Origin of the sequence: Mesorhizobium calcicola (assembly GCF_042682105.1) — a bacterium.
Classification (GTDB): domain Bacteria; phylum Pseudomonadota; class Alphaproteobacteria; order Rhizobiales; family Rhizobiaceae; genus Mesorhizobium; species Mesorhizobium calcicola.
Map to the genome: position 1 here is coordinate 79,314 of NZ_JBHUGY010000080.1, position 13,595 is coordinate 92,908.

Sequence of the window (13,595 nt, forward strand, 5' to 3'; positions counted from 1 at the left end):
CGACCTCACAAACTGGCCAGCAGCGCCTCGACTTCCTGCAGCGTCGGCATCGACGGCGCGGTGCCGGGCCTCGTCACCGAAATGCCGGCGACCGCGCTGGCGAAGCGCACCGCCTGCAACGGCTCGACACCGCGCGACAGCGCCGCGGCGAGCCCGCCATTGAAGGCGTCGCCCGCGCCTGTCGTTTCGACCACCGGGCCGGCATTGACCACGCCGACATGGTCGGAACGATGCGCCGTGTGCAGCAGCGCGCCTTTTTCGCCGAGCGTCACGACAACTGTGCCGACGCCCTTTGCGAGCAGGCTGTCGGCGGCGCGGCGGGCGTCATCGATGGAGGAGACCTTGATGCCGGTCAGTTCCCCGGCCTCGGTCTCGTTGGGCGTGAGATAGTCGCACAGCGTGTAGATGCGGTCGGGAAGCGTTGCCGCCGGGGCCGGGTTGAGGATGGTCGTCACCCCTGCCCCGCGTGCGATCTCCAGCGCCCGCAGCGCGGCGTCGATCGGCTGTTCGAGCTGGGTGACAAAGACGCCGGCGCCACCGATCAGCCCGGCATTGGCCTCGATATCGGCCGGCGAGATCAGCATCGCCGCCCCGGGGCTGACGATGATGGCGTTGTTGCCGGTCGTCTCCTCGACGAAGATGTAGGCCGCACCGGTGTAGCTTTCCGGCGTGTCGATGACGGCATTCTTGACGCCCGCCTGGGCCCAGGTCTGCATGGCCATGTCGGCGAAGGGGTCGACGCCGAGGCGCGTCAGGAAGGTGACGTCGGCGCCGAGCTTGCCGGCGGCGACCGCCTGGTTCGAGCCCTTGCCGCCCGGCCCCAGCTTGAACGAGTTGCCGAGGATCGTCTCGCCCATGCGCGGCTGGCGATCGGCGCGATAGGCGGTATCGGCGACGAACACACCCAGGATGACGATCGGCTTGCCCGAGGCCATGGCGCTACTCCGCATCCGGGGGCACGACGCCCTTGCGGAAGGCGAAGCAGCCATAGAAGCGGCGCTCACCGGTCTGGATGACGCAATAGGCCTGCTTGGCGCGCTCGTAGAAGGCGTAGCGCTCGACCGCCATCATCGGCCACGACTTGCCTTCGGCTGCGTCGACCTCCTTTTGCACTTCCTTCTGCACGGGCGGAATCTCGTCCGGCTTGCCGACGATCTCCATGCGCGCGGCGGCATCGTCGACAAACGTATCCAGCGGATAAAGCGACAGCACCGCCTTGACCACCTCGGCAGCCGGCGCATCGATGCGCAGCAGGCGGCCGAGCGCCGTCTGGCGCGCCACCGAATCGGACGGGAAGTTGGTGTCGGCGATGATCAGATCATCGCCGTGCCCCATCGCCCGCAATGCCTGCAGCACATCGGCATTGAGCAACGGATTGATCCCTTTGAGCATGGTATTCCTCGTGAAGTCGTTTGAAATCAGAGACGCTTGCCGGTCTCGGCGTCGAAGAGATGGATCTGGTCGAGCCGCGGCTTCAAGGTGAGCGTGTCGCCGGGCTTGAAGTCGTGGCGCTCGCGAAACAGCGCCACCATCTCGCCGTCGCCGAAGCGCAGGAACACCAGCGTCTCCGAGCCGGTCGGCTCGACCACCGAAATCTTCGCCGGCACACCATCGGGATGGATCTCGAGATGCTCCGGCCGCACGCCATAGACGACCGCCTGCCCGTCCTGCGCGGCATTGTCGGCAATCGGGAATAATGTGCCTGCGATCTCGACGCCGGCCTTGGCGCCCTTGCGCATGGTGCCCTTGAGCAGGTTCATCGAAGGCGAACCGATGAAACCGGCGACGAACAGGTTGGCCGGCCGGTCGAACAGCTCCAGCGGCGCGCCGACCTGCTCGATGCGGCCATCGCGCATGACGACGATCTTGTCGGCCATGGTCATGGCCTCGATCTGGTCATGCGTAACGTAGATGGTGGTGGTCTTCAGCCGCTGGTGCAGTTCCTTGATCTCGGTGCGCATCTGCACGCGCAGCTTGGCGTCGAGGTTGGACAGCGGCTCGTCGAACAGGAACACTTGCGGATTGCGCACGATGGCGCGGCCCATCGCCACGCGCTGGCGCTGGCCGCCCGAGAGCTGCCGGGGATAGCGTTTCAGGTAGGGATTGAGATCGAGGATGTCGGCGGCGCGCTTGACCCGCTCGGCGACCACGGCCGGATCGGTTTTCCGCAGTTTGAGGGCAAAGGCCATGTTCTGCTCGACCGTCTTGTGCGGATAGAGCGCATAGTTCTGGAACACCATGGCGATATCGCGCTTGGCCGGCGGCAAATGATTGACGACGCGATCGCCGATGGCGATCGTGCCGCCGGAGACGGTTTCGAGCCCGGCCACCATTCTGAGCAGCGTGGACTTGCCGCAACCCGAAGGGCCAACCAGCACCACGAACTGCCCGTCGGCGATGTCGACGCTGACTTCGTGCAGAACCTTGACGGTTCCAAATGCCTTGGCCACCTTGCTGATTGCGACTTGAGCCATATCTCCCCCATCGGCCCCACTGGCCGTAGGCAGAAGCTAACCAACGCGACCTGCCAGGGCAAGTCGGTCTCTTATAGATAAAAACCGTTCTCGTTGACACGGCGTTTGGTTGCGAGAATAGTGGCAGGCGCTGGTCTAAATGTCGTTACCTGATCCGCAATCGGAACCTAAAATCGACGCAGGGTGGGGTCCTGCCCAATTCGTTTCCGAGCCGGGAGAATCGCTGGTGCTCCAGCGTCCGACAGGTTGGCCACATCCATCACACTGGTGTTTTGGGAGGAATTGCGATGAGAACAGGTCTTTACGAGAAACTGGTTCGTGCCGGCGCCACCAGGCGCGATATATTGAAGGGAGCGGCCAGCATGGCCGCTATCGCAGCCGCATCCGGCGCCGGGCTTGGCGCCCTGACGCGCCCTGCTTCCGCGGCAAGCGACCTGCGCGCCAAAATCCTGCAGATCCCCGGCGTCGGCAAAGGCCAGCCCACGGATGCCGATTTCCAGAAAGTCGGTGAACTCTGCCTCGACGCGACCAAGGCCAATGTCAAGGAAGGCGAATTCGCCGGCGTCGAACTCACCTTCATGGGCCTCAACAACCAGAACCTGCACAACGTGCTGTTCCGCGGCTTCCTGAAGCCGTGGGAGACCTATACCGGCGCCAAGATCAACTGGATCGACCTGGCGCAGGCTGACTACAACCCACGCCTGCAGCAGGCGATCGCCACCAATACAATCGATTTTGATATCGTCGAGATGGGTGCGCCTTTCGAAGGCGATGTCTGCGGCAAGGGCCTCACCTCCGAAATGCCGGACTGGGTGAAGAAGCAGATAGATATGGACGACCTGGTGGCCTATCTGAAGCCGCCGGTCGGCACCTGGAATGGCAAGCAATATCGGGTGACCGTCGACGGCGACACGCACAACTTCAACTACCGCACCGACGTGTTCTCCGACTCTGATCTGGCAGCAGCTTGGAAAGCAGACGGTGGCGACAAGGCAGGCCTGACGGAATGGGGCGTGCCGAAGACCTGGCAGCAGGTGCAGGTCGTGACCAAATTCCTCAAGGGCAAGCAGGTGAAGGGCCAAGACGTCTATGGCTATCTCGACGCGCCCAAGCCCTGGGGCGGTTTCGGCTTCTACTTCCTTGGCAGCCGCGCCAGCGCCTATGCCAAGCATCCCGACGACAAGGCATGGCTGTTCGATCCGGATACGATGAAACCGCGTGTCAACAACCCGGCCTGGGTGCGGGCGATCCAGGACGTGATCGACGCGCTGCCTTTCGAACCGAAAGATCAAATCAACGCCGACCCTAACCAGACCTGTTTCTCCCAGTTCCTGGGCGGCACTGGTTCGATGCTGGCTTGGTGGGGAGATGCTGGCTCGAATGCGAAGACCAGCGACTCCTCGGTCGTCGGGGACGTCACCGGCTTCTCGATCCTGCCGGGCTCCGACGATGTCTACAATTCCAAGACCGGCAAGTGGGACAAACTCGCCAGCGGCCCGAACTACGCGCCGAACTGCGCCTATCTCGGCTGGGGGGTCTATGTCATGGCGCGCGTCGACAGCGACGAGAAGAAGAAAAAGGCAGCCTGGTCGGCGGCAGCCCATCTCGGCGGCAAGGACCTGTCACTCTGGTGCGCGGCGTATCCGTCCGGCTTCCAGCCGTACCGCAATTCCCATTTCGACATTCCGGAGTGGGTGGCGGCCGGCTATGACGAGGCGTTCATCACCTCGTATCTCAAGTCGGAAGCCGACAGCTACAACCATCCCAACGCGGCCATCGAACCGCGCATCCCCGGTATCTTCCAGTATTACAGCGCCGCCGAGGATATCCTGGCCAACACCTTCGCCGGCAAGATGAAGGCGCAGGAAGGCGCCGACGCGATCGCGGCTGCTTGGGAGAAGCTGACCGACCAGATCGGCCGCGACAACCAGGTCAAGCTCTACAAGGCCTCGCTCGGCATGTAGGCTGATATCATAGTGAACCGTGTCCGGCGGCTTTCGCCGCCGGACCTCGACCGGCCGCAAGCCGGTCGAGGAGCTTGTTTGAACGGACGGGACGCGTGGCTGATCAGACTTTGCCCACCGATGCATGGCCGGCAAACGGCGTTCCAGGCGATCTGGTCGCACCGGGCCGCAAGCGGCTCGGTTGGGCTTTGATGGCGGCTGCAACGCTTGGCCTGCTGGCGACGATCGCGCTGGAGATTCTGTACAAGACCGAAGCCATCACTGTCGGCTTCGAAACCTGGCGCCCTGTCGTCTACGCCTATGTGTTGTGGGGCGTGGCGCTTGGCATCGGCCAGGTGCTGACGCGCGGCGAGGACGGCCAGCGTGCGCTGTTCCTGCTGCCGGCGCTGTTGTTTACCATCGCCATGGTGATCTTCCCGACACTGTTCGGTTTCTACATCGCGCTGACCGACTGGAACCTCAGTTCCTTCTCCGGGCGAAAATTCAACGGGCTCGCCAATTTCTGGCAGATGCTGGGCGATCCCTACTACCGCAACGCACTGTTCAACATGGTGCTCTATGTGCTGGCGGTGGCGGTCGAATACGTCATTGCCTTTGGCCTGGCCCTATTGCTCAACGCCCAGATCCGGGCGCGAAAATTCTTCCGCGTTGTCTTCCTCTTGCCCTTGATGCTGTCACCCGTCGCGGTGTCGTGGATGATCGGCAAATCGCTGATGGAGTACCGCTTCGGACCGGCGGCGACGCTGGCGCGCCATCTCGGCTGGGACAATCCTGCCTTCTTCTCCGACCCGATCACCGCCCGCATATCGATCATGGTGCTCGACGCCTGGACCTTTATCCCCTTCATGATGATCATGCTGCTTGCCGGCTTGCAGGCGATGTCGCGCGAGGTGCTCGAAGCCGCACGCGTCGACGGCGCCACCGCCTGGCAGACCTTCTGGCAAGTCACCTTCCCGCTGATGCTGCCGGTGTCGGTGACGGCGGTGATCCTGCGCATCATCTTCAAGCTGAAGCTTGCCGACATCATCATCACGGTGACTTCGGGCGGTCCGGGCGGCGCCACCGATTCGGTGTCGAGCTTCATCTACCGCGAATACCGCGACCGTTCGAATGTCGGTTACGGCACCATGCTGGCGATGGCCTATCTCATCATCATCGTCGTGTTCGTCACGTGGCTGTTGAAATTTGCCAACCGCTTCGTGCGCAATGTGAATTGAGACAAGATGAGCGTTCAGACCACCGAATACGTCGCCTCTGAGATTCGCTCGCCCGCGAGATTCGTCGCCAACCGCGCCTTCATCTATGGCGCGCTGGTTTTCTGGGCCTTCATCTGCCTGTTCCCGATCTATTGGACGATCACCACTTCGTTCAAGACGGCGGTCGACGTCACCCAAGGCCACCTGATCCCGTTCGTCGACTTCCAACCGGACTGGAAGGGCTGGCGCTCACTCGGCCTGTCGCCGGACTCGATCTTCCAGACCTCGACGGTGCGCGAGGAATTCCTCAAGCGCTTCATGAACTCGGTCATCACCTCGGTCGGCGCGTCGAGCCTCGCCATCATCATCGGCAGCCTCGCCGCCTACGGGCTGACCCGCTATCGCTACCATTTCGCCTGGTTCAAGAACGAGGACATCTCGTTCTTCTTCCTGTCGCAGCTGATCCTGCCGCCGGTGGTGCTCGCTTTGCCCTTCCTGGTGCTCTACCGGGAAGTCGGGCTGCTCGACACACGCATCGGGCTGATCCTGCTCTACACGCTGATGGTGCTGCCGATCGTCATCTGGATCATGCGCGACCAGTTCAATTCGATACCGGTCGAACTCGAGGAGGCAGCGCTTGTCGACGGGCTGTCGATCTGGGGCGCCTTCTTCCGCATCGTGATGCCGATCGCGCTGCCGGGCATGGTCGCCGCCTTCATCCTGGCGATGGTGCTGTGCTGGAACGAGTATTTCTTCGCCGCGCTTTTGACCTCGACCGACGCCAAGACAATCCCGGTCATGGTTGCGAGCCAGACCGGCTCGCAAGGCATCAACTGGTGGTCGATGGCGGCACTCGCCACCGCCGCGATTGCGCCGCTCGCGGTCATCGGCATTGCGCTGGAGCGCTACCTGATCATGGGCATGACGGCCGGAGCGGTGAAGTAGGCATGGCGATGCCGGCGAGCGCCCTGATCGGCTATTGATCGCCGGGTACGGGGGGTCGATCGGCGTGGGGCGAGCATGCCCTACATCGCCTCCGACGGCGCAAAGAAGCAGTTTTCGTGCTCCTCGGTCGGATGCAGGCAGATATGGAAGTTGTCGTCACCGGACGGAATGACACTGTCGTAGGGAACGAAATATCGGTTTTGGTGAGTGACCTTCTGATGGTCGCCTGGCCGCAAAATGATCACGTAGCCATCGGCCTGCGGTGTCACGGTGATGCTGGGAATCGTGCCGCACTCGCCTGTCGTTGGATCGCCGTGGCAGCAGGCCGGCGGATAAATCCAGCCGCTTTCGGCATTGTGCGCAAACGCAGAAACATTCTGAAGTGCCGCAGCCGTGGCGATCACGCCTGCCAAGCTTGCCATGCATCGTTTTCCGACCGCGTGCACCGGAACGGCTCCAATGGCCAACGGCGTGGTTGGAGCTATTATATATTATTCTCACTTGCTAATATATGGACGGCAGTGCGTCCTGATGTTCTGGTTCGAAAAGGCATCAGCCAGACTAGCCCCTAAACGTCGTGCGCAGATGATCGAGGATCATGGCGACGCCTTTGTTCCCCAGTTCCGCCGAGGCTTCCGGCGCGCTCACCGTGTACCAGCCTGTATTGGCGGCGAAGTGAGCGACGTCGACGGCTTCGGGGCATAGCGCCAGCATGAGCGAGGTCTCGCCGATGCCGGCATGGTCGAACGGATACTTGCCGTTCATTGCCGCCGGCATCAGCGGATGCACCTGCACCCAGTTGAAGAAATTGCCGCCCTCGGCGTGCTCGGCGTAGTAGCCGGCCATCGCCTGCGAGCCCCACCAGCCCTCGCCGCGTTCCTTCTCGAGGAAGCGGAAGATCGCCTGGCGGCCGGCGGTCTTGAAGGCGAGGTCGGTCGGCATGCCGGCGGCGAAGTTCTCTGTCTGGTGGTGGATGATGGCGTGGATGTTGCGAAAGCCGATGCGCAGCAGGCTGTAGAACAGCTCCTCACCGAACGGCGCCAGCGCATTGCCGCCGACCTGCACCGAGCCGCTGCCTTCCGGCGCCGCGACGGCATAGCTTGCCGCGCCATAGTAGAAGGGCGGCAGGATGACGATGTCGGCCTCCTTCTCGAACAGTTCCAGCGTCTTGATGACGGCCAGCGTGTCCATGCCGACGGCCATGTGCTCGCCATGGTATTCGAGCACGCCGAGCGGCAATACGACCGGCCAGTTCTCGGCGATCGCCTTGCGGATCTGGTGCGGCAGCATCAGTTCGTAGCGCATGGTCTATTCCATGTTGGTGTGGCGAGAGCGCATGGCTTCCGGCGACGCGTTGGTCAATTCCCTGAGCTTCAGCACCATCACCTCGAACATAAGGAACAGCGCCCCTTCGAACACCGATCCCATCGGCAGCGCCGAGGTTTTTTTGGTCCCCTGGTCGCTGGCCATGGTTTGCGCGGGAATGAGCAGCGTGAAATCGGCCTGCCCTGCAGCACTGCTGTCGGCCTGAGCGGTCAGCAGGAGGTTCGTTGCACCGGCACCGTGCGCGACCTGCATCAAGGTCAACACGGTCGAGGTTTCTCCCGGCCCCGAACTGACGAGAAAGACATCGCCAGGCCCAAGCGGCGGCGTGGTCATGTCGCCGACCACCGACACCGGCAGGCCGAGATGATAGAGCCGCATGGCAAAGCCCTTGACCTGCAAGGCCTCGCGGCCACAGCCGTAGACGACGATCTGTCTGGCGCCGGCGAGCATCTTGCAGGCGGCGTCGATGCGGCTCTCGTCGACGCGCGCCAGCACGCCGCCGAGTTCGCCAAGTGCCGTCGAGAACGGGTTTTCGTTGTTGTCGCTCACGGCGAACCTGCCATCGAAATCATCCCGGGAAGCTTGATTTCGTTCATGCTAGCAACGGCGAAAAAGCGTGTCCAACGGTCCGCAACGCTTTTGCCGAGCCACAGGCATGATAGTGTCATGTCAGACAAATCACGTGAGGCAACCAGCAGGATATGAAGACACGGCATTTCGACCGCATCGGCAATGGCGGCATCACTTTTACCGAGCTCGGCTTCGGAACGGCGCCGCTCGGCAATCTCTACCGCGCCGTCTCGGACGAGGACGCCAATGCCACGCTGGAGACCGCCTGGGCGACCGGATGCCGCTACTACGACACCGCGCCGCTCTACGGGCTTGGCCTGTCGGAAACGCGGCTCAACCCGTTCCTGCGCTCCAAGAAGCGCGACGACTATGTACTGTCGAGCAAGGTCGGCCGCATCATGCGCGCCTGCCCGCCGGAAGAGCGCACCGGCATCGGCAAATTCTTCGACACGCCGTCGCGCCGCGAGGTCTACGACTACAGCTATGACGGCGTCATGCGCTCGTTCGAAGCCTCGCTCGAGCGCCTCGGCGTCGACCGTATCGACATCCTCTTCGTGCACGATGTCGACATCTTCACGCATGGCAGCAAGGAAGCGTCCGACCGGCGCATCGAGGAATTCATGCGTTCAGGCTATTACGGGCTGCTGGCGCTGCGCGACCAGGGCGTCATCAAGGCGTTCGGCGGCGGCATCAATGAGTGGCCGGTTGCCCAGACGCTGGCCGAGCGCGGCGATTTCGACCTGTTCCTGCTTGCCGGGCGCTATACGCTGCTGGAACAGGAGGCGCTGGCATCCTTCCTGCCGCTCTGCCAGGCGCGCGGCATCGGCATCGTTCTCGGCGGCCCTTACAATTCCGGCATCCTGGCAACCGGGCCGAAGCCTGGCGCCCACTACAATTACAGCGAAGCGCCCAGGGACATCCTTGACCGGGTCGCCAGCATCGAGAGCGTCTGCAAGCGCCATGGCGTGCGGCTGATCGAGGCGGCGCTGCAATTCCCGTTGCTGCACCCCTCGGTCGTCTCGGTGATCCCCGGCGGCCAGCGGCCGAGCGAAGTCGAGAGCAACCGCTCGCTGCTCGACGCGAAGCTGCCGGCAGCGCTTTGGGCCGATCTCAAGAAGGAAGGCTTGATGCGCGCCGACGCGCCGAATGGCTAATGCATGTCGCCCAAAGGTGGACCCGGTTTTGGGACAACGACATGCATAAGAACAAAGACCCAAAGCGCGTCGCCTGAATCCGCTCATGGTACACGACCCAGGCGTGTTTTGAGATCATCCTGGATCGTGCGGACCAGGGGGTTAGCCCTCTACCCCTTGGCCGCCATCACCGTTGATTGTCCTGATTTCGCCGCAACACCTTGCGTACCACCAGTGCAATTCCGATGGCGAGCAGAACGATCCCGGCAGCCATATATCCCGTCGATGCGGCCCGGTAACCCGATGCCGCCAGCAGGAAGCCAAGGACGATAAAGACCAATCCGGCAAGCTTGTCGATCAATAGGTTCATTTCCGAACACCCCTAGGCATGGGGAACCTCTTCCCGACGTGGAGCAGCACCGCCAATGCCCTAGGTCCAGGATAGTATGGCCAGGGCAATCGGTCGAGCGCAAAACGCGGACTCGCGTTAAGCGCCCTTCCATCCCGGTTCTCTGGACTCGCGAGTTTGGCTGCTTCGCGCCCTCATTTTCCGGACGGCCTGACCCAGAGATTGTCCACTCCAGGCCCGGCAAATGAAAAGCCGGGCAAGCCCGGCTTTTCTGGTCGCGTGTACCGGCGTCGGGCACAAAAATGAAAAGCCGGGCAAGCTCGGCTTTTCTGGTCGCGTGTACCGGCGCCGGACACAAAAATGAAAAGCCGGGCAAGCCCGGCTTTTCTGGTCTCTGAAAGAAAAAAGGCGCTTAGTTGACTGCGTCCTTGAGGCCCTTGCCGGCCGAGAACTTCGGCACGGTGCGTGCCGGGATCTTCACTTCGGCGCCGGTCTGAGGATTGCGGCCGGTCGACGCCGCACGCTTTGACACGGTGAAATTGCCAAAGCCGACAAGCCGGACATCGCCGCCCTTCTTCAGTTCGCCGGTGATCACGGAAAAGACCGCATCGACCGCCGACTGCGCGTCACCCTTCGAAATGCTCGCGGCGTCGGCGACAGCGGACACCAGTTCGTTCTTGTTCATAAAAATTCCCTTCCATGAGAACACCGGAACTTACGACTCATCCGGCAGGAAACGGACTTTAGAAAGAAGCGTTGCCGCAACCAAGTCGAAATACCCAAGAAAAAGCGGAAAAAGCCCGGAATTCCGGGGTTTTTCACATGAAAAAGCCGGGCGCGAAGCCCGGCTCTCTGTTTGTGCACTGCAACCTTGGCGAAAACCAACGCAAGGCCCCGAAAACCGTAGTCGGTTTTCGGAAAGGACCATGCGCAAGTCTTAGGCATTAGAGCGTCCTTTGCGCGTCCAAGTGGACGCGCGGCGCTCTAGTGCGCCAGCGTCTTGCCGGCATCGTCCGCGCTGTCGGTCGCTGCCGGCGGATTGACCGGTTCGACCCATTCGATCGGCTCCGGCATACGCACTAGCGCGTGGCGCAACACCTCACCGACCCGCGAGACCGGAATGATTTCCATGCCGTTCTTCACGTTGTCCGGAATCTCCGCCAGGTCCTTGGCGTTGTCTTCCGGGATCAGCACCTTCTTGATGCCGCCGCGCAATGCGGCCAGCAGCTTCTCCTTGAGGCCGCCGATCGGCAGCACCCTGCCGCGCAGCGTGATCTCGCCGGTCATCGCCACATCGGCCTTGATCGGAATGCCGGTCAGCACCGAGATGATCGCGGTCGCCATCGCCACGCCGGCCGACGGTCCATCCTTGGGCGTGGCGCCTTCCGGCACGTGCACGTGGATGTCGCGCTTGTCGAACAGCGGCGGCTCGATGCCGAAATCGATGGCGCGCGAGCGGACATAGGAGGCCGCCGCCGAAATCGATTCCTTCATCACGTCGCGCAGGTTGCCGGTCACCGTCATGCGGCCCTTGCCGGGCATCATGACGCCTTCGACCGTCAGCAGCTCGCCGCCGACTTCCGTCCAGGCAAGCCCGGTGACGACACCGACCTGATCGTCAGCCTCGACCTGACCGAAGCGGAAGCGCGGAACACCGAGGTAGTCGGCGAGGTTCGCCGCCGTGATGCTCACCGTCTTCTTCTTCGTCTTCAGGATCTCGGTCACCGCCTTGCGCCCGAGCTTCATCAGCTCGCGCTCCAGGCTTCTGACGCCCGCTTCACGGGTGTAGGTCTGGATGATGGCGCGGATCGCGTCCTCGCCGACGGAGAACTCCTTCGGCTGCAGGGCATGGTCGCGCACCACCTTCGGCATCAGGTGCCGCTTGGCGATTTCGATCTTCTCGTCCTCGGTGTAGCCGGCGATACGGATGATCTCCATGCGGTCCATCAGAGGCGCAGGGATGTTCAGCGTGTTCGCCGTCGTCACGAACATAACGCTCGACAGATCGTATTCGACCTCGAGGTAGTGGTCCATGAACGTCGAGTTCTGTTCGGGATCGAGCACCTCGAGCAGCGCCGACGACGGATCGCCACGGAAGTCCTGGCCCATCTTGTCGATCTCGTCGAGCAGGAAGAGCGGGTTGGACTTCTTCGCCTTCTTCATCGACTGGATGACCTTGCCGGGCATCGAGCCGATATAGGTGCGCCGATGGCCACGGATCTCGGCTTCGTCACGCACGCCGCCCAGCGCCATGCGGATGAATTCGCGACCGGTCGCCTTGGCGATCGACTTGCCGAGCGAGGTCTTGCCGACGCCGGGAGGGCCGACGAGGCACAGGATCGGCCCCTTCAGCTTCTTCTGGCGGCTTTGCACGGCAAGGTACTCGACGATGCGGTCCTTGACCTTGTCGAGGCCGAAATGGTCGGTGTCGAGCACGTTCTGCGCGAAAGCCAGGTCCTGCTTGACCTTGGAGTTCTTGCCCCACGGGATCGACAGGATCCAGTCGAGATAGTTGCGCACCACGGTCGATTCAGCCGACATCGGCGACATCGTCCTGAGCTTCTTCAACTCGGCTTCCGCCTTTTCGCGGGCCTCCTTGGAGAGCTTGGTCTTCTTGATGCGTGCCTCGATCTCGGCAGCCTCGTCGCGGCCGTCCTCGCCCTCGCCGAGCTCCTTCTGGATCGCCTTCATCTGCTCGTTGAGGTAGTATTCGCGCTGCGTCTTCTCCATCTGGCGCTTGACGCGCGAGCGGATACGCTTCTCCACCTGCAGGACGGAGATTTCGGCTTCCATGAAGCCCATCGCCTTTTCCAGCCGCTCCTTGACCGAGAGCGTGGCCAGCATTTCCTGCTTCTCGGGGATCTTGATGGCGAGATGCGAGGCGACCGTGTCGGCGAGCTTGGAATAGTCGTCGATCTGGCTGGCGGCACCCACCACTTCGGGCGAGATCTTCTTGTTCAGCTTGACGTAGTTCTCGAAGTCGGTGACGACCGAACGCGCCAGCGCCTCGACCTCGACCTCTTCCTCTTCCGGCTCGACCAGCGCCGTGGCGCGGGCCTCATGGAAGTCGGGACGGTCGGTGAACGAGACGATTTTCGCGCGCGAGGCGCCTTCGACCAGAACCTTGACGGTGCCGTCGGGCAGCTTCAGCAATTGCAGCACATTGGCAAGCGTGCCGATGTCGAATATGGCATCGGGCTCGGGATCGTCGTCGGCGGCATTCATCTGGGTGGCAAGCAGGATCTGCTTCTCCTGACCCATCACCTCTTCCAGCGCCTTGATCGACTTCTCACGCCCGACGAAGAGCGGAACGATCATGTGCGGGAACACCACGATGTCGCGCAGTGGGAGGACTGCGAAGACGCCGTCGCTGGGAGCCTTGGATATTTTGGCCATTGTCCAACCTTTCATGTCGCGGCCGCCAATCGGCCAACCGCGAATCCTATATTAACGACCGGGGATCGTTCCGCCTACCACCGTTTATGACGGGAGTTTTACAGCACAGAAATCGGGCACCTCGGCCTTCTCCAGTTAGTTGGATGCACGATCCACAAAGATCAAGGGGCCAGTACAAATCCGCTCCTCCAACGTGCCCGCAAGTGACCGATTTGCGACGGCAAGACCGGACGCAGCCGCAA

Annotated in this window: 13 protein-coding genes; 4 read left to right on the forward strand and 9 right to left on the reverse strand. The window is 62.3% G+C overall.

Translation table 11 applies throughout. The features are described 5' to 3' along the window. Positions 1-5: 5 nt before the first annotated feature. From rbsK to ACFSQT_RS38815, 3 genes are read right to left on the reverse strand one after another with little or no spacing between them, the layout of a single operon-like run. Positions 6-935: a ribokinase gene (gene rbsK / locus ACFSQT_RS38805; protein ID WP_379027250.1), complete on the reverse strand. Its 930-nt coding sequence runs from the start codon at positions 933-935 to the stop codon at positions 6-8. A gap of 4 nt (positions 936-939) precedes the next feature. Next, complete coding sequence (locus tag ACFSQT_RS38810) at positions 940-1,392, reverse strand: RbsD/FucU family protein (RefSeq protein WP_379027251.1); 453 nt, start codon at positions 1,390-1,392, stop codon at positions 940-942. Positions 1,393-1,418: 26 nt separating this feature from the next. Next, the gene (locus ACFSQT_RS38815) at positions 1,419-2,474 is read right to left on the reverse strand and encodes an ABC transporter ATP-binding protein (protein WP_379027252.1); all 1,056 of its coding nucleotides are present in this window, start codon (positions 2,472-2,474) and stop codon (positions 1,419-1,421) included. 287 nt (positions 2,475-2,761) lie between these two features. On the opposite strand from ACFSQT_RS38815, the gene ACFSQT_RS38820 reads away from it, so the two are divergent. The 3 genes from ACFSQT_RS38820 (at position 2,762) to ACFSQT_RS38830 (ending at position 6,579) form a co-directional block, all read left to right on the forward strand. After that, positions 2,762-4,438 (forward strand): ABC transporter substrate-binding protein, encoded by a 1,677-nt coding sequence (locus ACFSQT_RS38820; RefSeq protein ID WP_379027253.1) that lies wholly within the window; start codon positions 2,762-2,764, stop codon positions 4,436-4,438. 95 nt (positions 4,439-4,533) lie between these two features. After that, positions 4,534-5,655: a carbohydrate ABC transporter permease gene (locus ACFSQT_RS38825; protein WP_379027254.1), complete on the forward strand. Its 1,122-nt coding sequence runs from the start codon at positions 4,534-4,536 to the stop codon at positions 5,653-5,655. Between the two features lie 6 nt (positions 5,656-5,661). After that, positions 5,662-6,579: a carbohydrate ABC transporter permease gene (locus tag ACFSQT_RS38830; protein WP_379027255.1), complete on the forward strand. Its 918-nt coding sequence runs from the start codon at positions 5,662-5,664 to the stop codon at positions 6,577-6,579. An 80-nt stretch (positions 6,580-6,659) separates the two neighbouring features. Here the strand turns inward: ACFSQT_RS38830 and ACFSQT_RS38835 are convergent, their stop codons facing one another. The 3 genes from ACFSQT_RS38835 to ACFSQT_RS38845 form a co-directional block, all read right to left on the reverse strand. Further along, complete coding sequence (locus tag ACFSQT_RS38835; protein ID WP_379027256.1) at positions 6,660-7,001, reverse strand: hypothetical protein; 342 nt, start codon at positions 6,999-7,001, stop codon at positions 6,660-6,662. A 139-nt stretch (positions 7,002-7,140) separates the two neighbouring features. Further along, entirely contained in the window at positions 7,141-7,884 is a 744-nt protein-coding gene (locus ACFSQT_RS38840; protein ID WP_379027257.1) for a creatininase family protein, read from the reverse strand. A gap of 3 nt (positions 7,885-7,887) precedes the next feature. Beyond that, entirely contained in the window at positions 7,888-8,454 is a 567-nt protein-coding gene (locus ACFSQT_RS38845; protein ID WP_379027258.1) for an SIS domain-containing protein, read from the reverse strand. A gap of 152 nt (positions 8,455-8,606) precedes the next feature. Between ACFSQT_RS38845 and ACFSQT_RS38850 the strand changes: the two genes are divergently transcribed. Further along, the gene (locus ACFSQT_RS38850) at positions 8,607-9,629 is read left to right on the forward strand and encodes an aldo/keto reductase (RefSeq protein ID WP_379027259.1); all 1,023 of its coding nucleotides are present in this window, start codon (positions 8,607-8,609) and stop codon (positions 9,627-9,629) included. Between the two features lie 166 nt (positions 9,630-9,795). Here the strand turns inward: ACFSQT_RS38850 and ACFSQT_RS38855 are convergent, their stop codons facing one another. From ACFSQT_RS38855 to lon, 3 genes are all read right to left on the reverse strand, one after another. Further along, on the reverse strand, positions 9,796-9,978 hold the full coding sequence (locus ACFSQT_RS38855; protein WP_379027260.1) for a hypothetical protein: 183 nt from the start codon (positions 9,976-9,978) through the stop codon (positions 9,796-9,798). Between the two features lie 391 nt (positions 9,979-10,369). Next, a complete protein-coding gene (locus ACFSQT_RS38860) occupies positions 10,370-10,642 on the reverse strand; it encodes an HU family DNA-binding protein (protein ID WP_006201846.1) in 273 nt (90 codons plus the stop codon). Between the two features lie 299 nt (positions 10,643-10,941). After that, entirely contained in the window at positions 10,942-13,353 is a 2,412-nt protein-coding gene (gene lon, locus ACFSQT_RS38865) for an endopeptidase La (protein ID WP_379027261.1), read from the reverse strand. Positions 13,354-13,595 lie beyond the last annotated feature (242 nt).